The sequence below is a fragment of the Pseudomonas sp. BN417 genome, assembly GCF_029871205.1.
In the GTDB taxonomy this organism is placed as follows: Bacteria; Pseudomonadota; Gammaproteobacteria; order Pseudomonadales; family Pseudomonadaceae; genus Metapseudomonas.
This window is the reverse complement of the sequence record NZ_SSOJ01000142.1, coordinates 1-24,603: the sequence shown is the minus strand read 5'-3', so window position 1 is coordinate 24,603 and position 24,603 is coordinate 1. Positions and strand designations below refer to the sequence as shown.

Below are 24,603 nucleotides of genomic sequence, written 5' to 3'. Positions count from 1 at the left end.
CGGCCCTGTTCGGGCCGGCCGGAAATGCGACCTAACCCGGCACGCGGCGGATCTTGGCGCCGAGCAGCTGCAGTTTTTCCTCGATGCACTCGTAACCACGATCGATGTGGTAGATGCGGTCGATCAGGGTGTCGCCCTCGGCCACCAGGCCGGCGATCACCAGGCTGGCGGAGGCCCGCAGGTCGGTTGCCATGACCGGTGCGCCCTTGAGCTTCGGTACGCCGGTGACGATGGCGGTGTTGCCCTCGACCAGGATCTGCGCGCCCATGCGGTTCATTTCGTAGACGTGCATGAAGCGGTTCTCGAACACGGTCTCGATCACCGCACCGGTGCCTTCGGCCACGGCGTTCATGGAGATGAACTGGGCCTGCATGTCGGTGGGGAACGCCGGATAGGGAGCGGTACGGATGTTGACCGCCTTCGGACGGTTGCCCTTCATGTCCAGCTCGATCCAGTTGTTGCCGGTATTGATATGGGCACCGGCCTCTTCCAGCTTCTGCAGCACGGCTTCGAGGATGGTCGGATCGGTGTCCTTGAGCTTGACGCGGCCACCGGTGGCGGCAGCGGCTACCAAGTAGGTGCCGGTCTCGATACGGTCGGGCATCACGTTGTAACGCGCGCCGCCCAGGCGTTTGACGCCATCGATGGTGATGGTATCGGTGCCGGCGCCCTGGATCTGCGCGCCCATGGCGATCAGGCAGTTGGCCAGGTCCACCACTTCCGGCTCGCGGGCGGCGTTCTGCAGCACGCTCCGGCCGTTGGCCAGGGCCGCGGCCATCATGATGTTCTCGGTACCGGTCACGCTGACGGTATCGAAGAAGAAGTTGGCGCCACGCAAGCCACCGGCCGGAGCCTTGGCCTTGATGTAGCCACCTTCGACGTCGATCTTCGCACCCATGGCTTCGAGGCCGCGGATGTGCAGGTCGACCGGACGCGAACCGATGGCGCAGCCGCCGGGCAGGGCCACTTCGGCTTCACCGAAACGGGCCACCATGGGGCCGAGCACCAGGATGGACGCGCGCATGGTCTTGACCAGCTCGTAAGGCGCCACCAGGGTCTTGATGCTGCCGGCGTCGACTTCGACCGCCAGCTTCTCGTCGATCACCGGCTGCACGCCCATGCGACCGAAGAGTTCGATCATGGTGGTGATGTCGTGCAGGTGCGGCAGGTTGGCCACCGTGACCGGGGTGTCGGCCAGCAGGGTGGCGGCCAGGATCGGCAGCGCGGAGTTCTTGGCGCCGGAAATGCGGATCTCGCCATCGAGGCGTTGACCGCCGGTAATAATCAGTTTGTCCATAGTTCTCTCGGCAGCGGAGCTCAGGAGCGCTCGGCCCAGGCGGCCCGGCTGAAGAATTTCATGGTGACGGCATGGATGCTGCCATCGGCGATCCAGGGGTTCAGGTGGGCGTAAACCTGCTGCTGACGCTTCACCGGGCTCAGGCCGGCCAGTTCATCGCTGATCAGGTTCAACTGGAAGTTGCAGCCTTCACCTTCAACTTCCACCTGCGTACCTGGCAGTTTCGCCTCCAGGAGGCTTTTCACTTCTACGGCCTGCATGCTCAACCTCAATCGGCGCCCAACGCGCGCGGGTCGGCCATGATACAAAAAAGCCCTCCGCCTGCGAACCCCGCGCACGCGGGGCCTGACGGAGGGCCGCTGGACCGGCTCAGGCCTCGGTGGGCAGTAGCTCGGTCAATCCGGAAACCTCGGCGATCTGCCGCATATCCTCGGGCAATCCGCGAAACACCACTGCCTTGCCGGCGGCCTCGGCGTCACGCATGAAGGCCAGCAGCAGGGCGATACCGACACTGCTGGTCTTCTCCACCGCCGAGCAGTCCAGCACCAGCCTGGCGCCGTTGCTCGCGCGGATCATCTGCCCACCCGTCTCGCGCAGTTGCGGGCCGGTGCTGTGGTCGAGTACACCGACCAGGCGCAGCTCGCTTGACGCGGCCTGTTCGATGCGGGCGTCACTCATTACCGGTTGCCTGCTTGGCTTCCTCGGATTGCTTGGCCTTGGCCACCACGTCCGCCCAACCGTTGATGGTCTTGTCCAGGTCGTTGCCGTTCTTCTGCATGGCATCGGCGAACTGGTCGCGGAACAGCTTGCCGATATTGATGCCATTGATGATCACGTTACGCAGCATCCACTGCCCGTTGACGTTCACCATGGTGTAGGAAACCGGGTAGATGGTGCCGCTGCGACCGGTAACTTCCATGCCCACGCTGGTGCGCTCGGGGTCTTCCTGCTTGGCGGGCAGCACACGGATGTTCTGATTGTCGTACTCCAGCAGCGCGTTGCCGTAGAACTGGATCAGGCTGCGCTTGAAGTTCTCCTGGAAACGGGTCATCTGCTCGGGCGTGGCCTTGCGCGAGTACTTCACCGTCATGATGCTGCGCGAGATACCGTCGGCGTCCACCACCGGTCCAAGGATGCGATTCAGGGAGTCGTAGAAGGCGCTCGGGTCGCTGCGGTACTGCTCCTTGTTGGTCTTGAGGTCGGACAGCAACTGGTCGGTGGTCTTCTGGATGATTTCGTGCGCGCTCGGTGCAGCAGTGGCCAGCAGAGGCAGGGCTGCCAGCAGCACCAGCAGGCCGTTACGCAGGGCATTGAACATGTTTCGGATCCTCATTTGCTCTCTTTGTTGACCGTATTCAGCAGGAACTTGCCGATCAGGTCTTCCAATACCAGGGCCGACTGGGTGTCACGAATGGTCCCGCCATCCTTGAGCAGCTCCTCGTCGCCACCGACACTGATGCCGATGTACTTCTCACCCAGCAGACCGGCCGTGAGGATGGAAGCGGTGGAGTCCGCGGGCAGGTTGTCCACGCGCTGCTCGACTTCCATGGTGACCCGCCCGGTGTAGCTGTCACGGTCCAGATCGATGGCGGTCACCTTGCCGATGGTGACGCCGGCCATGGTTACCTTTGCTCTGACAGTCAAACCGGCAATATTGTCGAAATGCGCGTAAAGCTTGTAGGTATCGTCACTGGCGCCATAGGACAGGCCGCTGACCCGCAGGGCCAGGAGCAGCAAGGCCAACATACCGGCCAGGAGGAACAGGCCGACACCAATTTCCAAGGTGCGGATTTGCATCAGAAATCTCCAAACATCAAAGCGGTCAGGATGAAGTCCAGCCCCAGCACGGCCAGCGAGGCATAGACCACGGTTTTAGTCGTTGCGCGGCTGATCCCTTCCGAGGTCGGCTCGCAGTCATAGCCCTGGAACACGGCGATCCAGGTCACCACGAAGGCAAACACGACGCTCTTGATCACGCCGTTCAGCACATCCTCGGTGAATTCAACACTGTTCTGCATGTTGGACCAGAAGGAGCCCTCATAGACTCCCAGCCAGTCCACGGCCACCATGGCACCGCCCCAGATGCCCACCACGCTGAAGATGATCGCCAGCAGCGGCATGGAAATGAAGCCCGCCCAGAGGCGCGGCGCGATGATGTACTTGAGCGGGTCGACGCCGATCATCTCCAGGCTGGAAAGCTGTTCGGTGGACTTCATGTTGCCGATCTCGGCGGTCAGGGCAGAGCCCGCGCGACCGGCGAAGAGCAGGCCGGTCACCACCGGCCCCAGCTCGCGCAGCAGGGTCAGGGCGACCATCTGCCCAACCGCTTGCTCGGAGCCGTAGTCCACCAGGATGTTGTAGCCCTGCAGGGCCAGCACCATGCCGATGAAGACGCCGGAAACGATGATGATCGCCAACGACAGCACGCCGACGGAGTAGAGTTGCTTGACCAACAGGTGGAAGCCCTGACCCACACCGGTGCGGCCAAACAGGGCATGCATCAGGAACAGGGTGGAGCGCCCCAGCGCTTCCACCACGTCCAGACCGGAACGCCCGAGCAGGCGAATCCGCTCGAGCAGAGACTTCTTGCGCATCAGCGCCCCCCCAGCAGGTCTTTGCGGTAATCCGGCGCCGGGAAATGGAAGGGTACCGGGCCATCCGGTATACCTTTCATGAACTGGCGGATACGCGGGTTATCGGATTCCATCAGCTCTGCCGGGGTACCCTGCCCCAGCACCTCGCCATCGCCCACCACATAGATGTAGTCGGCAATGCTCGCGGTCTCGGCCAGGTCATGGGAAACCACGATGCTGGTGATGCCCAGCGCATCGTTGAGCAGGCGGATCAGTCGCACCAGCACGCCCATGGCGATGGGGTCCTGGCCGACGAACGGCTCGTCATACATCAGTATCTGCGGATCCAGGGCGATGGCGCGAGCCAGCGCCACGCGGCGCTTCATGCCGCCGGAGAGTTCGTCCGGCATCAGCTCGACGGCGCCGCGCAGGCCAACGGCCTGGAGCTTCATCAGCACGATGTCGCGGATCATCTCCTCGGGCAGCCTTGTATGCACGCGCAATGGGAAGGCGACGTTCTCGAACACATCCAGGTCGGTGAACAGCGCCCCGCTCTGGAACAGCACGCCGAACTGCTTGCGCATGTCGAACAGGTCGGCGCGCGACAGCTTCGGCAGGTTCTGGCCATTGACCCAGACTTCGCCGCTGGAAGGCTTGAGCTGGGCGGCGATCAGGCGCAACAACGTGGTCTTGCCGCAGCCGGAAGGTCCCATGATGCCGGTGACCTTGCCGCGCGGGATACGGATATCGACATCTTGGAAAATGCTGCGCGTGCCGCGCTTGAAGGTAACCCCCTTCAACTCCACGGCATAGGCGTTTTCGGCGCTCATCTAGACTCCTTGCGATACAGCCTCCCTTGAAGACGACGCACCCCAATGCCAGGACACCCCGCCCAGGACGGGCCGAACAAGGCGCGAACTATATCACCGCGACAGCACGCCTCCCAAGGCCGCACCAGACGTCGTTCAGCTTTGCGACAGCTTCCACGGCATTGGCACGTGAGCTAAATCACCTTTATCGCTATAATCGCTGCCTTTTCCTTCGGCAACTGCACGCCCTCCATGAGCCAATCCAGCGATCTGATCAAGTCCGCACAACGCACCATCCAACTCGAACGCGAAGCGATCGACGCGCTAATGCCGCGCATCGACGCCGAATTCGTTCGCGCCTGCGAACTGATTCTGGCCTGCGAGGGGCGCGTGGTGGTGGTGGGGATGGGCAAGTCAGGGCATGTCGGCAAGAAGATCGCAGCCACCCTGGCCAGCACCGGTACCCCCTCCTTCTTCGTTCACCCGGCGGAAGCCAGCCATGGCGACATGGGCATGATCACCGGCGTGGATGTGGTCCTGGCCCTGTCCAACTCAGGCTCGACCGCCGAGATCGTCACCCTGCTGCCACTGATCAAGCGCCTGGGCCTCCCCCTGATCAGCCTCACCGGCAATCCGGACTCCCCCCTGGCCAAGGCCGCATCCGCCAACCTGGACGCCCGCGTCGCCCAGGAAGCCTGCCCGCTGAACCTCGCCCCGACCTCGTCCACCACCGCATCCCTGGTGCTGGGCGACGCCCTGGCCATCGCACTGCTGGAAGCCCGCGGCTTCACCGCCGAAGACTTCGCCTTCTCCCATCCGGGCGGCGCCCTCGGCCGGCGCCTGCTGCTCAAGGTGGAAAACATCATGCACGGCGGTGACAGCCTGCCCTTCGTCGCCCGCGGCACGCCACTGCGCGAGGCGCTGCTGGAAATGACCCGCAAGGGCCTGGGCATGACCGCAGTGCTGGAAACGGACGGCCGGCTCGCCGGCATCTTCACCGACGGCGACCTGCGCCGCACCCTGGACAAAGGCATAGACGTGCGCCACGCCTGCATCGATGACGTCATGACGATCCACGGCAAGACGGTGCGCCCGGAAATGCTCGCCGCCGAAGCCCTGAAAATCATGGACGACCACAAGATCAACGTCCTGGTGGTGGTCGACCAAGCCGACCGCCCCGTCGGCGCCCTGCATATCCACGACCTGACCCGCGCTGGAGTGATCTGATGAGCAACGAACTCCTGAGCCGCGCCAAGGCCGTCCGCCTCGCGGTCTTCGACGTCGATGGCGTGCTGACCGACGGCCGCCTCTACTTCCTGCCCGACGGCGGTGAATTCAAGACTTTCAACACCCTCGACGGCCAAGGCATCAAGATGCTGATGAATGCCGGCGTGCGTACCGCCATCATCAGCGGCCGCAAGTCCGCGGTGGTCGAGCGCCGCGCGCAGAACCTCGGCATCCAGCACCTGTTCCAGGGCCGCGAGGACAAACTGGTGGTGCTCGACGGCCTGCTCGCCGAACTCGGCCTGACCCACGACCAGGTCGCCTACCTCGGCGACGACCTGCCCGACCTGCCGGTGATCCGCCGCGTCGGCCTGGGCATGGCGGTCGCGAATGCCGACGCCTTCGTTCGCCAGCACGCCCATGGCGTCACCCAGGCGCGCGGCGGCGAGGGTGCGGCCCGCGAGTTCTGCGAGCTGATCCTGCGCGCCCAGGACAGCCTGGAAGCGGCCCAAGCCGCGTATCTCTGAGGCCACCATGTCGAAGAATTTCCGCCTGGCGCTAACCCTGACCCCGATCGCCGCGCTGCTCATCGCCCTCGGCTACTGGAATATTCGTCCGGAGAGCTTCATGGAACGGACGCCGGCCGCGGGCAGCGACAACGCCATCGACTTCTACGTGGAAAATGGCAAGAGCACCCAGTTCCAGCCCGACGGCAAGCTCCACTACGAAATGACCGCAAAGCGCCTCGAACATATCAAGGCCACTGATGTCACAATGCTGACCAATCCCGACCTGCTGCTGCACCGTGGCACCGCCTTCCCTTGGCATGTGCAGAGCGAGCGCGGCGAGGTCGCCCCCGAAGGCAAGCAGGTCGAACTGATCGACAAGGTCAGGGTCGCCCGCACCGACGCCAAGGGTCGCCCGACAATCCTGACAACCAGCCGACTGACCGTGTTCCCCGATGAGGAATATGCGCAGACCCAGCAAGCCGTTAGAATCGAGGCGGCCAATGGGGTGACTACGGCGCAAGGAATGAAAGCGTACTTGAATGACAGCAGGATGCTCCTGCAGTCCAACGTAAGAGGCCAGCATGAGGTTCGTTAATACCCTCCCCCTGTTGCTCAGCCTGGGCGTCGCACTGGGAAGTGCCACCGCCTGGGCACTGCCTACGGACCGCGAACAACCGATTCGCGTCCAGGCCGACAGCGCCGAGCTCGATGACAAGCAAGGCGTCGCGGTGTACCGCGGCAACGTGGTGATCACCCAGGGCACCCTGAAGATCACCGGCGACACCGTCACCATCACCCAGGACGCCAACGGCGACATCGAGGTCTTCACCTCGGTCGGCAAGCCCGCTTACTACGAGCAGCAGCCGGCTGTGGACAAGCAGATCGTCAAGGCCTACGGCCTGACCATCCAATACTTTGCCGCCAACGAGCGCATCATCCTGCTCGACCAGGCCAAGGTGGTCCAGGAAGGCAATACCTTCGAAGGCGAAAAGATCGTCTACGACACCCAGCGCCAGATCGTCAATGCGGGCCGCGCTACCGGCGCCAATGTCAGCACCCCGCGCCCGCGGATCGACATGGTCATCCAGCCGAAGAAGAAAGAGCAGAAAGCACAGTAATGGCGACCCTCAAAGCCCAGCACCTGGCCAAGAGCTACAAGAGCCGTCAGGTGGTCCGCGACGTCAGCCTGTCCATCGACAGCGGACAGATCGTCGGCCTTCTCGGCCCCAACGGCGCGGGCAAGACCACCTGCTTCTACATGATCGTCGGCCTGGTCAAGGCCGACCAGGGCCGCGTCCTGATCGACCAGCAGGACGTCACCCACCAGCCCATGCACGGCCGCGCCCGTGCCGGCATCGGCTACCTGCCGCAGGAAGCCTCGATCTTCCGCAAGCTGAGCGTGGCGGACAACATCATGGCGATCCTCGAGACCCGCAAGGACCTCGATCGCGCCGGACGCCGCAAGGAGCTGGAAAGCCTGCTGCAGGAATTCCACATCAGCCACATCCGCGACAGCCTCGGCATGAGCCTGTCGGGCGGCGAGCGCCGTCGCGTCGAAATCGCCCGCGCCCTGGCCACCTCGCCCAAATTCATCCTGCTGGACGAACCGTTCGCCGGCGTGGACCCGATCTCCGTGGGCGACATCAAGCAGATCATCCATCATCTCAAGGCCAAGGGGATCGGCGTGCTGATCACCGACCATAACGTCCGCGAGACCCTGGATATCTGCGAGACCGCCTACATTGTCAGTGAAGGCCAACTGATCGCCGAAGGCGATGCGGAGGCCATCCTGGCCAACCAACTGGTGAAGGACGTCTACCTGGGCCACGAGTTCCGCTTGTAGCCTCCCGCGAGGTCTCCTACAAGATGGGTTGCGAGAACTAGGAAAATCCTTCAAGGTCAGGCATATAATTTGCTTCCTGGTGGCGCTCCGGCGCCCTGTAGTGGATGGCGCGAGAGCGCCGGCGAATAAGGTGCTAAGCCCCCTGCCATGAAACCATCGCTAGTCCTCAAGATGGGCCAGCAGCTGACGATGACCCCGCAGCTGCAACAGGCCATCCGCCTACTCCAACTGTCCACCCTGGATCTGCAGCAGGAGATCCAGGAGGCCCTGGAGTCCAATCCCATGCTCGAACGACAGGAGGATGGCGACGATTTCGACAATACCGATCCGATGGCCGAGGGAGACCAGCTGCCCAACACCGGCAGCCAGGAATCGACCTTCCAGGATTCCAGCGTCGAGACCAATGCCGAAGCCCTGGAAGATGGCGAATGGCACGAACGCATCCCCAGTGAACTGCCCGTCGACACCGCCTGGGAAGACGTCTACCAGACCAGCGCCAGCAGCCTGCCGAGCAACGATGACGACGAGTGGGACTTCACCTCGCGCACCTCGGTCGGCGAGAGCCTGCAGAGCCACCTGCTCTGGCAGCTCAACCTGGCCCCCATGTCCGATACCGACCGACTGATCGCCGTCACCCTGATCGACTGCATCAACAACGACGGCTACCTCGAGGAATCGCTGGCGGAAGTCGTCGAATCCTTCGATCCCGAACTCGGCATCGAGCTGGATGAGGTCGAGGTGGTGTTGCACCGTATCCAGCAGTTCGAGCCCGCCGGCATCGGCGCCCGCGACCTGCGCGAATGCCTGATCCTGCAGCTGCGCCAGCTGCCCGCCGACACCCCCTGGCTGAGTGAGGCCCTGCGCCTGGCCGGCGACTACCTGGACCTGCTCGGCAGCCGCGACTACAGCCAGCTGATGCGGCGGATGAAGGTCAAGGAAGACGAACTGCGCCAGATCATCGAACTGATCCAGGCCCTGAACCCACGCCCCGGCTCGCAGATCGAAGCCAGCGAGCCTGAGTACGTGGTGCCGGACGTCATAGTGCGCAAGCACAACGAACGCTGGCTGGTGGAGCTGAACCAGGAAGCCGTGCCGCGCCTGAGGGTCAACCCGCATTACGCCGGCTTCGTCCGCCGTGCCGACTCCAGCGCCGACAACACCTTCATGCGCAATCAGCTCCAGGAAGCGCGCTGGTTCATCAAGAGCCTGCAGAGCCGCAATGAAACCCTGATGAAGGTGGCCACTCAGATAGTCGAGCACCAGCGCGGCTTCCTGGAGTACGGCGATGAGGCGATGAAACCCCTGGTCCTGCACGACATCGCCGAAGCCGTGGGCATGCACGAATCCACCATCTCGCGCGTGACCACCCAGAAATACATGCACACGCCCCGCGGGATCTACGAGCTGAAGTACTTCTTCTCCAGCCACGTCAGCACCTCGGAAGGCGGCGAATGCTCCTCTACCGCGATCCGCGCCATCCTCAAAAAACTGGTCGCAGCGGAAAATCCGAAAAAGCCGTTGAGTGACAGCAAGATCGCTGGTTTACTGGAGGCACAGGGCATTCAAGTGGCCCGTCGCACAGTAGCCAAGTATCGTGAATCCCTTGGGATAGCGCCTTCCAGCGAACGAAAGCGACTGATGTGACGCGGATATTGACCCACGCCAAAAAGTGTTCCGGTGACAGGCCCGTTAGCCTGTCTCTTATACACGGGCAATAAGGAGAAAGCGGTATGCAAGTCAACATCAGTGGACATCAACTGGATGTGACCGACGCCCTGCGCAACTACGTTGTCGAGAAGTTCGACCGTCTGGAGCGCCATTTCGACCGAATCACCAACGTACAGGTGATAATGAACGTCGAAAAACTCAAACAGAAAATCGAAGCCACTTTGCACATCGCCGGCGGCGAAGTCGTAGCCAACGCGGAGCATGAAGACATGTACGCAGCCATCGACCTGCTCACCGACAAGCTCGATCGCCAGTTGATCAAGCACAAGGAAAAGCAATTGAACCGCCAGCAGGGTGCGACTGCCCGCTGATCCCCTCCCCATGATTCGACTCGAGCAAATCCTGACCCCCGGCCGTTCCCTGGTGAACGTGCCGGGGGGCAGCAAAAAACGCGTTCTGGAACAGATTGCCAAGCTGGTCGCCCGCGACCTTCCCGACCTCGACAACCAGGATATCTTCGAAAGCCTGGTCTCCCGGGAGAAGCTGGGCTCCACTGGTTTCGGCAACGGCATCGCCATTCCCCACTGTCGCCTCACCGGCTGCAACTCGCCGATCAGCGCTGTGCTGCGGCTGGACGCACCGGTCGATTTCGACGCCATCGATGGGGCCCCCGTGGACCTGCTGTTCGTCCTCCTGGTCCCGGAAGCCGCCACCGATGAGCACCTTGAACTGCTCCGGCAGATCGCCAGCATGCTCGACCGCAGCGATGTGCGTGAGCGCTTGCATAAGGCTCCCGACAGCACCAGCCTGTACCAGGTGGTCGTGGACGTTCAGAGCGGACGCTAGGGCCTCGCCATGCGCCTGATTATCGTCAGCGGCCGCTCCGGGTCGGGCAAGAGTACCGCCCTCGATGTTCTCGAGGACCACGGTTACTATTGCATCGATAACCTGCCCGCCACCCTGCTTCCCGAGCTGGCCGAACGGGCCTTGCTGCATACCGAGCTGCTGGAACCCCAGGTCGCCGTGTCCATCGACGCGCGCAACCTGCCCAGCCAGCTGTTGCGCTTCCCCGAACTGCTGGATGAAGCCCGCGGCCGCCATATCAAGTGCGATGTGCTCTACCTCGACGCCGAGCACGACACGCTGCTCAAGCGTTTTTCCGAGACGCGCCGACGCCACCCGCTGACCAATGACAACCGCTCCCTGGCCGAAGCCATCAAGGACGAGGAGCTGTTGCTGGCGCCCATTGCCGATCTTGCCGACCTGAAGATCGACACCACGCACCTCAACCTTTACCAGCTGCGTGACACCATCAAGCTGCGCCTGCTGAACCAGCCGGAGCCCGGCACCGCCTTCCTGGTCGAATCCTTCGGCTTCAAGCGCGGCATGCCTGTGGATGCCGATCTGGTGTTCGATGTGCGCTGCCTGCCCAATCCCTACTGGAAGCCCGATCTGCGTGACCATTCCGGTCTGGAGCCGGCCGTCGCCGAGTACCTGGCCGGACAACCCGACGTCGAGGAGATGTATCAGGATATCCTCGGTTACCTGAACAAATGGCTGCCGCGATTCGCCGCCAGCAACCGCGCCTATGTCACTATCGCCATCGGCTGCACCGGCGGGCACCACCGTTCGGTATACCTTGCCGAACGCCTGGGGGCGGCACTGAAACCCAGCTTGAAGAATGTCCAGGTTCGCCACCGCGACCTCAGTTAGAAGGATTGGAACGCGATGCCTGCCTGCGAGATCACCATCATCAACAAGCTCGGCCTGCACGCCCGGGCAGCGGCGAAATTCGTCGGCGTCGCCGGGCGTTTCCCTTGCCAGATCCGGGTGGGGCGATCCCCTGAAAGCCTGGTGGACGGCAAGAGCATCATGGCCGTGATGATGCTGGCCGCTGGCAAGGGCACGCCCATCCACCTGCACACCGAAGGCGATCAGGACGACGATGCCCTCAATGCCCTGATCGAGCTGATCAACAATAGATTTGACGAGGGAGAGTAAATCTCCCCCTGAGAATCGCTAGAGGCCGCAGCCAGCTTAGGCCTCTGCCAATTCATCTGTATCCACCCTGCTTTCACTTTTCGGCACTACGTCCACAAAGTGTCCACGCCCCTCAGCAAGAGGGTTGAGATTGACCACTTCAGCCAGGTGCCTAGGACTGAAGTGGGCATAGCGCATGGTCATGGTCAGGTTTGAATGACCCAGGACTCGCTGAAGAGTGAGGATATCGCCGCCGTTCATCATGTAGTGACTGGCAAAGGTGTGGCGCAGCACGTGGGTCAGCTGCCCTTTCGGCAATCCCAACTCCAGGTCCGCAATCGCAAGCTCGAACGCTTTGTAGGTCGCAGAATAGGACAAGCGCCAAGGCAGGTTCTGCTCGAGCATGGTCTGAAGATCAGCAGAGATCGGCACGGCTCTGTTTCTGGCCGACTTGGTACGAACGAAGTGCAGTCTCCCATCCCTCACCAAGCCCGGCTGCAGCGCCATAGCCTCGGACCAGCGTGCCCCGGTAGCAACCTTCCTACACTTGGGAGATTGAGGACGAAGCCTTGGAATAGTAGCCGGCTGCGGTTTCCCGGATCCTCTCGCACAAAAGGGCGCCAGAAGGCGCCCTTTCCTTTATTTGGCGGATCAGCCCGCCGCCAGTTCTCGCAACGCCGCAGTGGCTAGAAAACCAGAGCGGGAGGCGTATCGGTGGTCACGCTTCACGCGCTCATCGATGCGATGCAGCAGGTTCTCCGGCAAGGTGGCATTGAAGCGCACAGCCTTACCCAAGTAGGGTGTTACGTCGAAATCCACGACCGCCCAAACCCCACCCGCGAAGTCAGAGTTCCCCATGTGGAAATCCACTTCTTGCGCCTGAGGCAACTCTTCTCCATCAGCGACCAGCCCCTCGAAATGCAGTGCCAGGGCCTCTTGGACGTTTTCCAGCGCTTCCGAAACGGTGGTACCGGCGGAGAAGCAGCCAGGCACATCGGGCACGGTTACCCCGTAGTCCGAATCAGCGTCTTTGTGCAATACGACTGGAAATTTCATGTTCGACTCCTAGGAAAGGATTGAACCGGCAACTGGCCGATTCTGGTGGAACCACCGACCTCACTTGAGGCCGGCTTGTTTCAATATGCTATGTACGGTTCCCACTGGTAGATCACTCTTGGGGTGGGGAACCGTGACCCTCCCCTTCTTTGTCGGGTGCTTGAACTGGTGATGGCTACCCTTCACCTCTACTTCGTACCACCCATCCGCCTCTATCAGTTCGATCACCTCTCTACTTCGCATCACCGCCCTCCCTTCGGCCTGTCCATGGTGTGTATGGTACACACCAATAACACTTCTGCCTACACACCATACACACCAAGGAAGGCCGCTCGGAAAATCCGCTCCGACCAGAAAATCTCCGACAGAAACGGACTTATCCCCCTCCCGCCGGCGGGCCTCGCATAGAAAGCTGCGTGAAATCCCGCAGGAGATGAAACCAGGGCGTGGAGATGCGCCATTGCTGGGCCTTGGCCGGCCAGGGAGCGCTTCACGTTGTGAAAGGATTTGAGATGGAGTGCAAAGCCAGGTGGTCATGAGTGTCCACATTGCGTCCACACCCAGGAGGAACACTTACCTACATGCACGGAAAATATCTCGTAAAACCCCAATTTCCTGGCATTTTTCAGAGAAGCCGCGGCTTCCGAAGCGGTCAACGATAGATTTGACGAAGGCGAATGATTCCGGGCCGCCCCAGGGCCTGATATCAGGCCAGCGCGGTATCCAGCACCATCATCAGGCAGCCCCTGCCGCCAGCCCTAGGCTCGCAGCTGTCATCCGGCGGAAACAAAAACGCGCCCGAATGGGCGCGTTTGCAGGCCGGGCGAAGGCTGGCTCAGCTGCCGGCGACCGTCATCTTCTCGATCAAAACCGAGCCGGTACGGATGTTGCCGCGCAGCTCCAGGTCGCTGCCGACCGCGAGTATCTGGCGGAACATGTCCTTGAGGTTGCCGGCGATGGTCACTTCCTGCACCGGGAACTGGATCTCGCCATTCTCCACCCAGTAGCCGGCGGCACCGCGGGAGTAGTCGCCGGTGACCATGTTCAGCCCCTGCCCCATCAGCTCGGTCACCAGCAGGCCGCGACCCATGCGCCGCAGCAGCGCCCCCTGGTCTTCCTGGCCGTGGCTGACGAAGAGGTTGTGCACGCCGCCTGCGTTGGCGGTGCTGGGCAGGCCCAGCTTGCGTCCGGAATAGGTGCCGAGGATGTAGGACACCAGCTCGCCCTTCTCCACGAACGGTTTGGCATAGGTGGCCAGGCCGTCGTTGTCGAAGGTGGCGCTGGCCATGGCGCGCGGGATGTGCGGCCGCTCGTCGATGGACAGCCACTCGGGGAACAGCCGCTGGCCAAGTGCGCCTTCAAGGAAGGATGACTTGCGGTAGAGGTTGCCGCCGGAAATGGCCGAAAGGAAGCTGCCGAACAGGCCTGTAGCCAGTTCGGCGGCGAACAGCACCGGCACTTCGCAGGTGGGTACCGGCCGGGCACCCAGGCGTGCGGCCGTGCGTTCGGCGGCGCGCCGGCCGATGCTTACAGGGTCTGCCAGCTGGCTGCCAATGCGGCTGACGTCATACCAGTAGTCCCGCTGCATCTGCCCCTGGGCCTCGGCGATCATCACGCAGCTCAGGCTGTGCCGGGTGCTGGCGTAGCCGCCGACGAAGCCATGACTGTTGCCATAGACCCGGCAACCCTGGTGGGTGTTGAGGGTGGTGCCGTCCGCCTTGCTGACGCGCTTGTCGGCCTCGAAGGCCGCCGTTTCGCAGATCAGCGCCTGCTCCACGGCCTGCTCGGGGGTGATGGACCAGGGGTGGTAAAGGTCGAGGTCCGGCAGGTCGCGGGCCATCAGCGCCGCATCGGCCAGACCGGCGCAGTCGTCCTCGGAGGCATGCTTGGCGATGGCGAGGGCCGCCGCCACTGTCTCGCGAATGGCGTCTTCGCCGCTCGCCGAAGTGCTGGCCGAGCCCTTGCGCTGCCCGGCGTAGAGGGTGATGCCGAACCCCTGGTCACGGTTGAATTCGACTGTTTCCACCTCGCCCTGGCGAACGGTGGTGGACAATCCCTGCTCCACTGAAACAGCCACCTCACAGGCGCTTGCGCCCTGGCGCCGGGCTTCGGCGAGGATGCGCTCGACCCGCGCCTGCAGTTCCGGCAATGCTTCCGGGCCGACCACTTCTACTTCACTCATAGCCACTCCAGTTCAGAAAATCCGAGACGCGGCGGACGCATTGGGCGCCTCGCCGCACGTACCGCCCTCTGGCGGCGCCAGCCGGGCCGGACAAGGCGGCCCCGACTGGTTATCATGGCGGCGTTTCCCATTGGACCACCCCCATGTCTGAATTCCTCGACGACGACTTCTCCGGAGAGAAGAGCAAATCCCAGATCAAGCGCGAACTGCATGCCCTGCAGGACCTCGGCGAGCGCCTGACCACCCTCAAGCCCGACGTGCTGGCCAAGCTGCCGCTGACCGACGCCCTGCAACGGGCCCTGGCGGAGGCCCCGAAACACAAGGCGCACATTGCCCGCAAACGGCACCTCCAGTACATCGGCAAGCTCATGCGCGAGCAGGATATCGAGGCCATCATCGGCCTGGTCGACCAGCTCGACAGCTCCACCCGCGAGTACAACGAGCGCTTCCACGCCCTGGAGCGCTGGCGCGACCGCCTGATCGAGGGCGGCGACGCTGCCCTGGAGAGCTTTGTCGTCGAATACCCGGATACCGACCGCCAGCACCTGCGCGGCCTGATCCGTCATGCCCAGCACGAGGCGGCCCACAACAAACCGCCGGCCGCCGCGCGCAAGGTGTTCAAGTACATCCGCGACCTGGACGAAGCCAAGCGCGGCTTGCGCTGATCCTTCCGGGGGCCGTCATCAGGCCCCCGTCCCGCCTACCGTGATCGCATCGATCTTCAGTGTCGGCTGGCCCACGCCCACCGGCACCGACTGTCCGTCCTTGCCGCAGGTCCCGACGCCGCTGTCCAGTGCCAGGTCGTTGCCGACCATGGATACCCGGCTCATGGCCTCGGGACCGTTGCCGATCAGCGTGGCGCCTTTCACCGGCGTGGTGATCTTGCCGTTCTCGATCAGGTAGGCCTCGCTGGTGGAGAAGACGAACTTGCCGCTGGTGATATCCACCTGGCCACCGCCCAGGTTGGCGCAGTAGAGGCCGCGCTCCACCGAGGCGATGATCTCCTGCGGGTCGCTCTTGCCGGCCAGCATGTAGGTGTTGGTCATGCGCGGCATCGGCAGGTGGGCGTAGGACTCGCGACGTCCGTTGCCGGTACGGGCGACGCCCATCAGGCGAGCGTTGAGCTTGTCCTGCATGTAGCCCTTGAGTATGCCGTTCTCGATCAGCGTGGTGCAGCGGGTCGGCGTGCCTTCGTCATCGATGCTGAGGGAGCCGCGGCGATAGGCCAGGGTGCCGTCGTCGACGATGGTGCAGAGACTGGATGCGACCTTCTCGCCCATGCGGCCGCTGTAGGCCGAGCTGCCCTTGCGGTTGAAGTCGCCTTCCAGGCCATGACCCACCGCCTCGTGCAGCAGCACGCCGGACCAGCCCGCGCCCATCACCACCGGCAGGGTTCCGGCCGGTGCCGGCACCGCTTCCAGGTTCACCAGGGCCTGGCGCAGGGCTTCGCGGGCATAGCCCATGGCGCGGTCTTCCTGCAGGAAATAGCGATAGTCGGTGCGCCCGCCGCCGCCATGGCCGCCGCGTTCGCGCCGGCCGTTCTGCTCGACGATCACACTGACGTTGAAGCGCACCAGCGGGCGGATATCGGCACCCAGACTGCCGTCGCTGGCGGCGATCAGGATGCGTTCCCAGACCCCGGCCATGCTCACGGTGACCTGTTTGATGCGCGGGTCCAGGGCACGGGTCGCGGAGTCGACGCTCTTCAGCAGCTCCACCTTCTCGGCGCGGCTGATCACATCCAGCGGGCTGCTGGAATCGTACAACCGGGTCACCTGCGGGCTGGCGAAGGCCTGCACTCGCCCTTCCTGCCCGGCCCGGGAAATGGAGCGCGCGGCACGCGCCGCCTGGCGCAGGGCATCGGCGGTGATGGCATTGCTGTAGGCGAAGCCGGTCTTCTCGCCGGACTGGGCGCGCACGCCCACACCCTGGTCGAGGTGGAAGCTGCCTTCCTTGACGATGCCGTCCTCCAGCACCCAGGACTCGGAAATCTGCCCCTGGAAGTACAGGTCGGCGGCATCTATGCCGGGACCGGCGAGTTCGCCGAGGATCGCCGGCAACTGCTCGATGCTGAGGTCGCCGGGCGCCAGCAGGTGCTCGCTGACGGTTAACAAGAGGTCGCTCATAACTTCTCCGTACGCGCCGGCCCGGGAGTGGCCGGCGTCAAGAATCGTCTGTGGGTGCTCACCGGCATGCGTTGGCGGATGGCCGCCTGCTCCCTGGCATCACGACTGGCCAGCAGCACGGCCTCACCTTGGGCCTGCTCGGCCAGCACCCGGCCCCAGGGATCGACTATCGCCGAATGCCCGAAGGTCTCGCGCGGCCCCGGATGAATACCGCCCTGTCCGGCCGCCAGCAGGTAGCACTGGGTTTCGATGGCCCGCGCGCGCACCAACACCTGCCAGTGCGCGGCGCCGGTGACGGCGGTGAAGGCCGAAGGCGCGCTGATCAGTTCGGCGCCGGCTTCGCGCAGGGCGCCGTAGAGTTCGGGGAAACGCAGGTCGTAGCAGACGGTCAGGCCGAGCCGGCCCACCGGGGTATCGGCCACCACCACCCGGGCGCCGTGGGCATAGTCGTCGGACTCGCGATAACGGCCGCGGTTGTCGGCCACATCGACGTCGAACAGGTGGATCTTGTCGTAGCGCGCCACCCGCTCGCCCTGCTCATCGATCAGCAACGAGCAGGCATTGGGTTTCCCCTGCGGCCGGTCGTCGGGCGGCAGCGGCAGGGTGCCGGCCACTATCCACAGTTTCAGGTCGCGCGCCGCCTGGCGCAGCCAAGGCAGGATGGGTCCCTGGCCGTCGGCCTCGGCGCGGCCCTGGCTGGCCAGGTCGCGGCGGCCGATGGCGGCGAAGTTTTCCGGCAGCACCGCGAGAAGAGCGCCGCCTTCGGCGGCCTGCTCCAGCAGGCGCCGGGCACTGGCGAGGTTGGCCAGGACATCGTCCTGGCTGACCATCTGAATCACGGCAAGGGACATCTGAATCTCCGCGCTAGGCATGGAATGCATGCTAACCCAAGCAGCGCTTGCTCGCTTCAACGAGGCTTTTCAAAAGGCTTTTCGAAGGTGATCTTCGGGCTCTTCCAGGAGCCCTGGACCTTGTATTGCACGCTGGCGAACCGCGCCACCTTGTCACCCAACAGCTTGTCGACGACGAACAGCGCGCCGCCGATGGCCGGCGCGCCGACGATCAGCGCCGCCAGCGGCAGGTTGTTGGTCACCGGCAGGGTCACCAGCAACTTGGCGTCGATACGGTCGGCGGCCAGGTCCAGGGTGCCGTCCAGCTCCAGGCCGCTGGAAGGCCCTTCGAGCTTGATCGGTTCGCGGGTTACGAAACGGCCCTCGCTGCCCACCAGCAGGCCTTTGACCCGGTCATAGGCCAGCCCCTTGTCGAGCAGGTCGGAGAAGTCCAGGCGTATTCGCCGGCCGATGGAGTTGAAGTTGAGCAGGCCGAACACCCGCAGGGCCTGGGCGCCGCCCTCCACCTCGACGAACTGGCCCTTGTGCAAGCTGGCGTCCAGTGAGCCGGAGTAGCGCTTGAGGCTGACCCAGGCCGGCGAGCCCGGCCAGCGCCCGTCGACGTCCATGCGGAAGCGCTCGCTGGTGGCCGAAGGCGCAAAGTTCCAGGCCTTGAGCACATCCGCCAGGTTCTTGCCTTCCAGCCGGCCCTTGTACCAGGAGCTGCTATTCCCGGCCTCACCTTCCCAGCCGGCCCTCCCGCCGACCTTCAACCCCCTGAGGTTGAGGTCCAAATCACTGAAGACCACACCCTTGGCGTCGGGCCGGGCCTTGAAAGACCAGGCGCCCAGGGGCGATTCGCCCAACACCACCTGATCGATGCGCACATCCAGCGCCGGTACCTGGCGCGGGTCGACTGCGGCCAGCGGGTCGGGCTTGGCGTCGGCTTCAGCCTCGTTTTCCGGTGGTTCGGGCAGGCGAATCTGTTTCATATGGATGACGATGGGCACACCCTTGGCATCCGCCATCACAACACTGCCCTGGAGCAGGGCGCTATCCAGGCCGAGATTCCAGCCGCTGGCCGAACGCTCCAGGTTCGCCTTGAGGTTCTCCAGGCTCAGGCCAAAGCCCTTGAAACGCCCGATTTCCAGGTTGGCGCTGCGCAGCAGCCGGGCCTTCTCGACACCCTCCTTGGGCAGGTACTGCCTGGCCAGTTCCATCCAGGGCGCGGTATCCAGTTCTTCGACTCGACCTCGCACGCGCAGGCCCTTGGCGCCCGGCAGGCTGGCCGCACCGCCCCCCAGCACCAGATCGCCACGCGCCTCATCCAGCTTGCCCACCGGGGCCGCAAGGGCCAGGCTGGCCAGCTTGTCATAGACCAGCCAGTAACGCCGTTCTTCGCCATCCAGGGTCATGCGCCAGCTGGTGTCGCGGGATTCGTCGGCCGTCTTGCCGTAAGGCGCCGGCAGGTCGACGGCCAGGCCCTTGAGGTTGGAATCGATGCTCAGTTGGCTGTCCTTGCCATCCAGGCTCAGGTTCAGGCTGTAGGGCAGAGCACCCGAGGCCGGCAATGGCTGGGTGACCCCGAGCCATGCGGTAAGGTCCTTCAGGGTGATGCTGCCGTTGGCCAGGATCCGCGAGCGGGCCTTGCCATCGCGGCCCTCGGCCTGTGCCCTGGCCCGCACTTCTCGGCCGAAGACCTGGCCGCGGATGTCCTGGGAGCTGAGGCCGCTGGCGGTGTCGTAGCGGAAGGCACCCTTGAGCCGGGTCAAGGTCAGCTCCGGACGGGCGATCTTCAGCTGGGCATCGGCCGTGCGCAGATCCACCACCACCTGGGGCGGGTGGCCCTTCTCCAGGGGAACGTCCAGCTTCAGGCTGCCGTCCAGCGGACCCTGGCCCTGCCAGCCGGCGAAGATGGGGCCGGTGCCTATCGGTGCTTCCTGGAGGATCTTCAGCCCATCCGGGAAACTGCTGGCCAGCTTGGCGTCCAGCAGCAGGTGCGGCACCTGGCCGGGCTCCACATGGGGCACCTCGGCCTCGGCATCGCTCACCCGGGTGTCGAGGATCCGCCCGGCCGGCACCTTGACTCGCACGCCGGTATCCTCGATGAACACATCGCCACGGGCCTCGCGCAGCTCGGGCCAACCCGGCTGGAAGGCCAGCCTGGCGTCATGCACCTTGAAGAACAGGCTGAGGGAACGTGCCTCCGGGTCGGCTCCCTTGGCCAGGGAGCCCTGGTACTGGAAGTAGCCCTCATCCACCGCGCCGCCCTTGATCGCTTCCTTCAGCCACTTGGCCAGGGCCGGGTTGAGCCCGGGCGAGCGGGTCGGCAGGTACTTCTCGGTGTAGCGGGCGTCGCCGTCGCTCAGGCCGACGCGCAGGTCCATGTAGTCCTCGGCCTCGGGAGCCCGCATCAGGCGGATCAGCATGTCGCCAGCGATGTTGCCTTCCTCCCCCACCAGGCGCATGTAGGGGCTGGCCAGGGTGAAGGCGGTGTCATCCAGGCTCCAGGTCAGCCGCGCGCGGGCTTCGCGGTAGTGCCAGGGCTTCGGAAAGAGCTGATCCAGGTGCAGAACGAAGTCATTGGCGTCCAGGCGCAATTCGCCCTGCTGCAGATCGCCCGCCAGGCTGCCGCTGGCATTCTCCACGGCGGGCGCACCGCGGTAGGCATTGAACCCCACGCCGGCCAGGTTGCTGCTGAACTGCAGTCGCTTGGCACCTTCCTGCTGCGGCCGGTAATTCAGGCTCAGGTTGCGCAGGGCGCCACGGGGCCTGAGCCCGGCGACCAGTTCCGCGGCCTGCTCGGGCAGGGGCACCAGGGCATTCACTACCGGCAGCAGCGGCGCCACGTCCAGTCGATCCGCGTTGAGCCGCCACTCCTGCTTCTCCCCAGACTTGTAATCGAGGCGGATGTGGGCTTCGCCCCAGCGTTCCTTGCCGATGTTCAACGCCAGGGAGTCCAGCAGGACCTGGAAACCTTCCTTGGTGCGGGTGAAGTAGGCGTTCAGGCCCAGGTTGCCCAAGGCTACCGGTTTGCGCTCGGCATAGGCGCCGCTGACCTCGGGCGCATGCAGCCGGGCCACGGCCCGCTGCAGGCTGCCCTTGGCCCATTCCAGCCAGGCCTCGCCGCCGGCCTGCAGGCGTTGCAGGCGCCATTCGCGGGTCAGGTTGGCCGGCAGCCAGCGCGCCCAGTCGCTCTGCGGCAGGCTGAGGTAGAGTTCGGCCTCGCTTTGCAGCCAGGCATCAGTGTCCATCCGGGTTCGCAGGCGCATGGCCAGTGGTTGACCATCGGGCAGGCTGAGGCGGCCATCGAGGCGCTGGCGACTGGCGCCGGCCTTCAGGCTGAGGCTGATCTGGGTGAGGCTGGCCGGCGCCTGCCCATGGGGCTCGAGGGTGAGCTGGCTGTTGAGGACCGAGACCAGGCCGATCTGCCGCAGCAGGTCGCGAACCTGTCGCGGGCCGGGCAGCGGTTTGTCCGGACTCGCCGCGAAGCCTCGCAGATGCCACTTGCCGGCCTCGTCCTGGCGCAGGCTGAGCTGGACGCCCTCCAGCTCCAGGCGGTCGATGCGCGGCTGGCGCGCCATCAGGCTGCCAAGCACGTCGGGTATCACCCGGACCTGTCCCAGGCGCAGGGCGCTGTCGCCCTCCCCCAGCCGCACATCGTGGGCGATCAGCAGCGGCGCCAGGCCATGCCAGCGGCCTTCCAGGCTGCCGACCTTCAAGGGCTGGCCCAGCGCGGCGGAGGCACGGGTCTCGGCTTCGAGGCGATACTCGGCCACCAGCGGCACCAGCTCGCGTCCCAGGCTGACGTAGAGCGCCGCCAGCACCAGGCACAGGGCGCAGAGCGCCAGCAGCCAGCGCAGGGCGCGCATCAAGCCACGAGCCAAGGCTTCCACTCAGCTCAGCGCCTCAGAGCAGGACCACATCGTACTGTTCCTGGGAGTACATGGTTTCCACCTGGAACTTGATGGGACGACCGATGAACGCCTCGAGATCGGCGACGTTCCCCGACTCTTCATCCAGAAGGCGGTCCACCACCTTCTGATCGGCCAGTACCAGGTAACCTTCGGCCTGGTAGGCGCGGGCCTCGCGCAGGATCTCGCGGAAGATCTCGTAGCAGATGGTCTCCGCGGTCTTCAGCAGGCCACGCCCCTGGCAACAGGAACAGGGCTCGCAGAGCACCTGGATCAGGCTTTCGCGGGTGCGCTTGCGGGTCATCTGCACCAGGCCGAGTTCGGTGATGCCGATGATATTGGTCTTGGCGTGATCGCGCTCCAGCTGCTTTTCCAGGGTCCGCAGCACCTGGCGCTGGTGTTCTTCATCTTCCATGTCGATGAAGTCGATGATGATGATCCCGCCCAGGTTGCGCAGGCGCAGCTGGCGGGCGATGGCGGTGGCGGCCTCGAGGTTGGTCTTGAAGATGGTCTCTTCGAGGGTACGGTGGCCGACGAAGGCGCCGGTGTTGACATCGATGGTGGTCATCGCCTCGGTGGGGTCGATGATCAGGTAGCCGCCGGACTTGAGCAGCACCTTGCGCTCCAGGGCCTTCTGGATTTCGTCCTCGACGCCGTAGAGGTCGAAGATCGGCCGCTCGCCGGGATAGTGCTCCAGGCGGTCGGCGATTTCCGGCATCAGTTCGTCGACGAACTGGGTGACCTTCTGGAAGGTTTCCCGGGAATCGATGCGGATTTTCTCGATGCGCGGATTGACCAGGTCGCGCAGGGTGCGCAGGGCCAGGCTGAGGTCTTCGTAGATGACCGACGGCGCGGGGGCGGTTTGCATCTGCGCGGAAATCTGCTCCCACAGGCGGCGCAGGTAGCGGATGTCCGCGAGGATCTCGTCGGCGCGGGCGCCATCGGCGGCGGTACGCAGGATGAAGCCGCCGGCCTCCTCGATGCCCTCGGTGGCAATGCAGTCGGCCACCACCTGCTTGAGGCGGTCGCGCTCGGCTTCGTCCTCGATCTTCAGGGAAATGCCCACATGGCTGGTGCGCGGCATGTACACCAGGTAACGCGAAGGAATCGACAGCTGGGTGGTCAGGCGCGCCCCCTTGCTGCCGATGGGGTCCTTGGTGACCTGCACCACCAGGGCCTGGCCTTCGTGCACCAGGGCGCTGATGCTCTCCACCGCACTGCCTTCTCGGGTACTGATTTCCGAGGCGTGGATGAACGCCGCGCGGTCCAGGCCGATGTCAACGAAGGCTGCCTGCATGCCCGGCAGCACCCGCACCACCTTGCCCTTGTAGATGTTGCCGACTATGCCGCGGCGCTGCGTGCGCTCGACATGTACCTCTTGCAGCACACCGTTCTCGACTACCGCCACGCGCGATTCCATCGGCGTGATATTGATCAGAATCTCTTCGCTCATGCCGTTGACCTATCCCAGGTGCTGCCAACAAGGAATGCCGAACCCGGCGAGCATCTCCGCCGTTTCCAGCAGCGGCAATCCCACTACCGCTGAATAACTGCCCTGCACGTGACTGACGAATACCGCGCCCAGCCCCTGGATAGCGTAGCTGCCCGCCTTGTCGGCGGGCTCGCCGCTGGCCCAGTAGGCTTCACGTTCGGCAGGGGGAATGGCGCGGAAGCGCACCCGGCTGCTGACCACCCGTGCCTCGCAGCGCGAAGCATCGGCCAGGGCGACGGCGGTGAGCACCTCATGCTCGCGGCCGGAAAGCAGTGCCAAAGTGGCCATGGCGTCCGCGCGGTCGGCCGGCTTGCCGAGGATGCGGCCATCCAGCACCACGGCGGTATCGGCGCCCAGCACGCAGGCGCCGTAGGGCTGCTCCAGGCTCGCGAGGCCGGCCAGGGCCTTCTCCCGGGCCAGGCGTTCGACATAGGCGGACGCAGCCTCGCCGGGCAAAGCGTTTTCATCGATGGAGGCGATCAGGGTGACATGGGGGACGCCGATCTGCGCCAGCAATTCGCGCCGGCGCGGCGACCCCGAAGCCAGGTACAGCGTGGCCATGCGGACTTCTCCCTGTCGAAGACAGAGGCTTGCGACATGGCCGCAAGCCGATCAATTGACGTTGAGGCGGCGACTCGTACCGCGCAGGGCGGCGTATACCCAAGGCCAGAGCAGCGCGCTGACCAGTGCGGGCAGCAGGAAGACCAGGGTCGGGGGACGATTACCGGTAAGGGCATTGAGCCACAGCTGTACCAGCTGGGCCAGGCCGAAAACCACGAGCAACACGAGGCACTGCTGCCACATGGGGAACATGCGCAGACGCTGGTGCAGGGTCAGCACCAGGAAGGTGATCAAGGCGAGGATCAGGGCGTTCTGCCCGAGCAGCGTGCCGTAGAGCACATCCTCCGCGAGGCCCAGCAACCAGGCGGTGGTCATGCCGACGCGGTGCGGCAGGGCGAGGGTCCAGTAGGTGAGGAACAGCGCCAGCCAGAGCGGCCGGCCTATCTCCATGAAGCTGGGCAACGGCCCGACGCTGAGCACCAGGGCCAGGATCAGGCTGAACCAGATGACCCAGCCATTGTTGGAACGCTGGCCGACCA

The 24,603-nt window shown here is 64.4% G+C and carries 28 protein-coding genes; 11 read left to right on the top strand and 17 right to left on the bottom strand.

The window, feature by feature from the left end; translation table 11 throughout:
• Nucleotides 1-31: 31 nt before the first annotated feature.
• From murA to E8F11_RS21035, 7 genes are all read right to left on the bottom strand, one after another.
• On the bottom strand, nt 32-1,297 hold the full coding sequence (gene murA, locus E8F11_RS21065; protein WP_280290820.1) for a UDP-N-acetylglucosamine 1-carboxyvinyltransferase: 1,266 nt from the start codon (nt 1,295-1,297) through the stop codon (nt 32-34).
• Between the two features lie 20 nt (nt 1,298-1,317).
• Nucleotides 1,318-1,557, bottom strand: coding sequence for a BolA family protein (locus tag E8F11_RS21060; RefSeq protein WP_028628485.1), 240 nt, complete (start codon nt 1,555-1,557; stop codon nt 1,318-1,320).
• Nucleotides 1,558-1,666: 109 nt separating this feature from the next.
• The gene (locus E8F11_RS21055; RefSeq protein WP_280290819.1) at nt 1,667-1,975 is read right to left on the bottom strand and encodes an STAS domain-containing protein; all 309 of its coding nucleotides are present in this window, start codon (nt 1,973-1,975) and stop codon (nt 1,667-1,669) included.
• Nucleotides 1,968-2,615: an ABC transporter substrate-binding protein gene (locus tag E8F11_RS21050; protein ID WP_280290818.1), complete on the bottom strand. Its 648-nt coding sequence runs from the start codon at nt 2,613-2,615 to the stop codon at nt 1,968-1,970. The genes E8F11_RS21055 and E8F11_RS21050 overlap by 8 nt, the downstream gene beginning before the upstream one ends.
• Nucleotides 2,616-2,626: 11 nt before the next feature.
• Nucleotides 2,627-3,094, bottom strand: coding sequence for an outer membrane lipid asymmetry maintenance protein MlaD (gene mlaD / locus E8F11_RS21045; protein ID WP_280290817.1), 468 nt, complete (start codon nt 3,092-3,094; stop codon nt 2,627-2,629).
• Nucleotides 3,094-3,891, bottom strand: a complete 798-nt coding sequence (gene mlaE, locus E8F11_RS21040; protein WP_280290816.1) for a lipid asymmetry maintenance ABC transporter permease subunit MlaE — start codon at nt 3,889-3,891, stop codon at nt 3,094-3,096. Before mlaE ends, mlaD begins: the two co-directional genes overlap by 1 nt.
• Entirely contained in the window at nt 3,891-4,700 is an 810-nt protein-coding gene (locus E8F11_RS21035) for an ABC transporter ATP-binding protein (protein WP_280290815.1), read from the bottom strand. The genes mlaE and E8F11_RS21035 overlap by 1 nt, the downstream gene beginning before the upstream one ends.
• Nucleotides 4,701-4,931: 231 nt before the next feature.
• Between E8F11_RS21035 and E8F11_RS21030 the strand changes: the two genes are divergently transcribed.
• The 10 genes from E8F11_RS21030 (at nt 4,932) to E8F11_RS20985 (ending at nt 11,924) form a co-directional block, all read left to right on the top strand.
• Nucleotides 4,932-5,906, top strand: a complete 975-nt coding sequence (locus E8F11_RS21030) for a KpsF/GutQ family sugar-phosphate isomerase (protein ID WP_280290814.1) — start codon at nt 4,932-4,934, stop codon at nt 5,904-5,906.
• Nucleotides 5,906-6,430, top strand: coding sequence for an HAD family hydrolase (locus tag E8F11_RS21025; RefSeq protein WP_280290813.1), 525 nt, complete (start codon nt 5,906-5,908; stop codon nt 6,428-6,430). The genes E8F11_RS21030 and E8F11_RS21025 overlap by 1 nt, the downstream gene beginning before the upstream one ends.
• Nucleotides 6,431-6,437: 7 nt before the next feature.
• The gene (lptC, locus tag E8F11_RS21020; protein WP_280290812.1) at nt 6,438-7,007 is read left to right on the top strand and encodes an LPS export ABC transporter periplasmic protein LptC; all 570 of its coding nucleotides are present in this window, start codon (nt 6,438-6,440) and stop codon (nt 7,005-7,007) included.
• On the top strand, nt 6,994-7,530 hold the full coding sequence (gene lptA, locus E8F11_RS21015) for a lipopolysaccharide transport periplasmic protein LptA (protein WP_280290811.1): 537 nt from the start codon (nt 6,994-6,996) through the stop codon (nt 7,528-7,530). The genes lptC and lptA overlap by 14 nt, the downstream gene beginning before the upstream one ends.
• Nucleotides 7,530-8,255, top strand: a complete 726-nt coding sequence (gene lptB / locus E8F11_RS21010; RefSeq protein WP_280290810.1) for an LPS export ABC transporter ATP-binding protein — start codon at nt 7,530-7,532, stop codon at nt 8,253-8,255. The genes lptA and lptB overlap by 1 nt, the downstream gene beginning before the upstream one ends.
• Before the next feature lie 147 nt (nt 8,256-8,402).
• Nucleotides 8,403-9,899: an RNA polymerase factor sigma-54 gene (locus tag E8F11_RS21005; protein WP_280290809.1), complete on the top strand. Its 1,497-nt coding sequence runs from the start codon at nt 8,403-8,405 to the stop codon at nt 9,897-9,899.
• Between the two features lie 86 nt (nt 9,900-9,985).
• Nucleotides 9,986-10,294, top strand: coding sequence for a ribosome-associated translation inhibitor RaiA (raiA, locus tag E8F11_RS21000; RefSeq protein WP_280290808.1), 309 nt, complete (start codon nt 9,986-9,988; stop codon nt 10,292-10,294).
• A gap of 10 nt (nt 10,295-10,304) precedes the next feature.
• Complete coding sequence (ptsN, locus tag E8F11_RS20995; RefSeq protein WP_280290807.1) at nt 10,305-10,769, top strand: PTS IIA-like nitrogen regulatory protein PtsN; 465 nt, start codon at nt 10,305-10,307, stop codon at nt 10,767-10,769.
• Nucleotides 10,770-10,778: 9 nt separating this feature from the next.
• Nucleotides 10,779-11,636, top strand: a complete 858-nt coding sequence (gene rapZ / locus E8F11_RS20990) for an RNase adapter RapZ (RefSeq protein ID WP_280290806.1) — start codon at nt 10,779-10,781, stop codon at nt 11,634-11,636.
• A gap of 15 nt (nt 11,637-11,651) precedes the next feature.
• Nucleotides 11,652-11,924: an HPr family phosphocarrier protein gene (locus E8F11_RS20985; RefSeq protein WP_280290805.1), complete on the top strand. Its 273-nt coding sequence runs from the start codon at nt 11,652-11,654 to the stop codon at nt 11,922-11,924.
• Between the two features lie 36 nt (nt 11,925-11,960).
• On the opposite strand, the gene E8F11_RS20980 is transcribed toward E8F11_RS20985, so the two are convergent.
• The 4 genes from E8F11_RS20980 to pmbA form a co-directional block, all read right to left on the bottom strand.
• Nucleotides 11,961-12,479: a tyrosine-type recombinase/integrase gene (locus E8F11_RS20980; RefSeq protein WP_280290899.1), complete on the bottom strand. Its 519-nt coding sequence runs from the start codon at nt 12,477-12,479 to the stop codon at nt 11,961-11,963.
• A gap of 75 nt (nt 12,480-12,554) precedes the next feature.
• The gene (locus E8F11_RS20975) at nt 12,555-12,959 is read right to left on the bottom strand and encodes a type II toxin-antitoxin system HicB family antitoxin (RefSeq protein ID WP_280290804.1); all 405 of its coding nucleotides are present in this window, start codon (nt 12,957-12,959) and stop codon (nt 12,555-12,557) included.
• A gap of 60 nt (nt 12,960-13,019) precedes the next feature.
• Nucleotides 13,020-13,202, bottom strand: a complete 183-nt coding sequence (locus E8F11_RS20970) for a type II toxin-antitoxin system HicA family toxin (protein WP_280290803.1) — start codon at nt 13,200-13,202, stop codon at nt 13,020-13,022.
• Between the two features lie 592 nt (nt 13,203-13,794).
• The gene (pmbA, locus tag E8F11_RS20965; RefSeq protein WP_280290802.1) at nt 13,795-15,141 is read right to left on the bottom strand and encodes a metalloprotease PmbA; all 1,347 of its coding nucleotides are present in this window, start codon (nt 15,139-15,141) and stop codon (nt 13,795-13,797) included.
• 143 nt (nt 15,142-15,284) lie between these two features.
• Here pmbA and yjgA point away from each other — a divergent pair, with 143 nt between their 5' ends.
• Nucleotides 15,285-15,806: a ribosome biogenesis factor YjgA gene (gene yjgA / locus E8F11_RS20960; protein WP_280290801.1), complete on the top strand. Its 522-nt coding sequence runs from the start codon at nt 15,285-15,287 to the stop codon at nt 15,804-15,806.
• An 18-nt stretch (nt 15,807-15,824) separates the two neighbouring features.
• Here the strand turns inward: yjgA and tldD are convergent, their stop codons facing one another.
• The 6 genes from tldD to mreD form a co-directional block, all read right to left on the bottom strand.
• Nucleotides 15,825-17,267, bottom strand: a complete 1,443-nt coding sequence (gene tldD, locus E8F11_RS20955; RefSeq protein WP_280290800.1) for a metalloprotease TldD — start codon at nt 17,265-17,267, stop codon at nt 15,825-15,827.
• On the bottom strand, nt 17,264-18,118 hold the full coding sequence (locus E8F11_RS20950; RefSeq protein ID WP_280290799.1) for a carbon-nitrogen hydrolase family protein: 855 nt from the start codon (nt 18,116-18,118) through the stop codon (nt 17,264-17,266). The genes tldD and E8F11_RS20950 overlap by 4 nt, the downstream gene beginning before the upstream one ends.
• Nucleotides 18,119-18,174: 56 nt before the next feature.
• The gene (locus E8F11_RS20945; RefSeq protein ID WP_280290798.1) at nt 18,175-21,969 is read right to left on the bottom strand and encodes a YhdP family protein; all 3,795 of its coding nucleotides are present in this window, start codon (nt 21,967-21,969) and stop codon (nt 18,175-18,177) included.
• A gap of 37 nt (nt 21,970-22,006) precedes the next feature.
• Nucleotides 22,007-23,464, bottom strand: a complete 1,458-nt coding sequence (gene rng, locus E8F11_RS20940; RefSeq protein WP_280290797.1) for a ribonuclease G — start codon at nt 23,462-23,464, stop codon at nt 22,007-22,009.
• 9 nt (nt 23,465-23,473) lie between these two features.
• A complete protein-coding gene (locus E8F11_RS20935; protein WP_280290796.1) occupies nt 23,474-24,064 on the bottom strand; it encodes a Maf family protein in 591 nt (196 codons plus the stop codon).
• Nucleotides 24,065-24,115: 51 nt separating this feature from the next.
• Nucleotides 24,116-24,603 (bottom strand): rod shape-determining protein MreD (mreD, locus tag E8F11_RS20930; RefSeq protein WP_280290795.1); only part of this gene is annotated, 488 nt, incomplete at its 5' end.

What these genes read in the sequence shown, in the direction of transcription:
- E8F11_RS20970 (WP_280290803.1), bottom strand. Translation starts at nt 13,202, where the DNA reads ATGCGAAGTAGAGAGGTGATCGAACTGATAGAGGCGGATGGGTGGTAC.
- ptsN (WP_280290807.1), top strand. Translation starts at nt 10,305, where the DNA reads ATGATTCGACTCGAGCAAATCCTGACCCCCGGCCGTTCCCTGGTGAAC.
- rng (WP_280290797.1), bottom strand. Translation starts at nt 23,464, where the DNA reads ATGAGCGAAGAGATTCTGATCAATATCACGCCGATGGAATCGCGCGTG.
- tldD (WP_280290800.1), bottom strand. Translation starts at nt 17,267, where the DNA reads ATGAGCGACCTCTTGTTAACCGTCAGCGAGCACCTGCTGGCGCCCGGC.
- mlaD (WP_280290817.1), bottom strand. Translation starts at nt 3,094, where the DNA reads ATGCAAATCCGCACCTTGGAAATTGGTGTCGGCCTGTTCCTCCTGGCC.
- E8F11_RS21060 (WP_028628485.1), bottom strand. Translation starts at nt 1,557, where the DNA reads ATGCAGGCCGTAGAAGTGAAAAGCCTCCTGGAGGCGAAACTGCCAGGT.
- E8F11_RS21030 (WP_280290814.1), top strand. Translation starts at nt 4,932, where the DNA reads ATGAGCCAATCCAGCGATCTGATCAAGTCCGCACAACGCACCATCCAA.
- lptB (WP_280290810.1), top strand. Translation starts at nt 7,530, where the DNA reads ATGGCGACCCTCAAAGCCCAGCACCTGGCCAAGAGCTACAAGAGCCGT.
- pmbA (WP_280290802.1), bottom strand. Translation starts at nt 15,141, where the DNA reads ATGAGTGAAGTAGAAGTGGTCGGCCCGGAAGCATTGCCGGAACTGCAG.
- E8F11_RS21050 (WP_280290818.1), bottom strand. Translation starts at nt 2,615, where the DNA reads ATGTTCAATGCCCTGCGTAACGGCCTGCTGGTGCTGCTGGCAGCCCTG.
- E8F11_RS20985 (WP_280290805.1), top strand. Translation starts at nt 11,652, where the DNA reads ATGCCTGCCTGCGAGATCACCATCATCAACAAGCTCGGCCTGCACGCC.
- E8F11_RS21005 (WP_280290809.1), top strand. Translation starts at nt 8,403, where the DNA reads ATGAAACCATCGCTAGTCCTCAAGATGGGCCAGCAGCTGACGATGACC.
- E8F11_RS20950 (WP_280290799.1), bottom strand. Translation starts at nt 18,118, where the DNA reads ATGTCCCTTGCCGTGATTCAGATGGTCAGCCAGGACGATGTCCTGGCC.
- E8F11_RS20935 (WP_280290796.1), bottom strand. Translation starts at nt 24,064, where the DNA reads ATGGCCACGCTGTACCTGGCTTCGGGGTCGCCGCGCCGGCGCGAATTG.
- lptC (WP_280290812.1), top strand. Translation starts at nt 6,438, where the DNA reads ATGTCGAAGAATTTCCGCCTGGCGCTAACCCTGACCCCGATCGCCGCG.
- E8F11_RS20975 (WP_280290804.1), bottom strand. Translation starts at nt 12,959, where the DNA reads ATGAAATTTCCAGTCGTATTGCACAAAGACGCTGATTCGGACTACGGG.
- yjgA (WP_280290801.1), top strand. Translation starts at nt 15,285, where the DNA reads ATGTCTGAATTCCTCGACGACGACTTCTCCGGAGAGAAGAGCAAATCC.
- mlaE (WP_280290816.1), bottom strand. Translation starts at nt 3,891, where the DNA reads ATGCGCAAGAAGTCTCTGCTCGAGCGGATTCGCCTGCTCGGGCGTTCC.
- E8F11_RS20945 (WP_280290798.1), bottom strand. Translation starts at nt 21,969, where the DNA reads ATGCGCGCCCTGCGCTGGCTGCTGGCGCTCTGCGCCCTGTGCCTGGTG.
- murA (WP_280290820.1), bottom strand. Translation starts at nt 1,297, where the DNA reads ATGGACAAACTGATTATTACCGGCGGTCAACGCCTCGATGGCGAGATC.
- rapZ (WP_280290806.1), top strand. Translation starts at nt 10,779, where the DNA reads ATGCGCCTGATTATCGTCAGCGGCCGCTCCGGGTCGGGCAAGAGTACC.
- lptA (WP_280290811.1), top strand. Translation starts at nt 6,994, where the DNA reads ATGAGGTTCGTTAATACCCTCCCCCTGTTGCTCAGCCTGGGCGTCGCA.
- E8F11_RS21035 (WP_280290815.1), bottom strand. Translation starts at nt 4,700, where the DNA reads ATGAGCGCCGAAAACGCCTATGCCGTGGAGTTGAAGGGGGTTACCTTC.
- E8F11_RS21055 (WP_280290819.1), bottom strand. Translation starts at nt 1,975, where the DNA reads ATGAGTGACGCCCGCATCGAACAGGCCGCGTCAAGCGAGCTGCGCCTG.
- raiA (WP_280290808.1), top strand. Translation starts at nt 9,986, where the DNA reads ATGCAAGTCAACATCAGTGGACATCAACTGGATGTGACCGACGCCCTG.
- E8F11_RS21025 (WP_280290813.1), top strand. Translation starts at nt 5,906, where the DNA reads ATGAGCAACGAACTCCTGAGCCGCGCCAAGGCCGTCCGCCTCGCGGTC.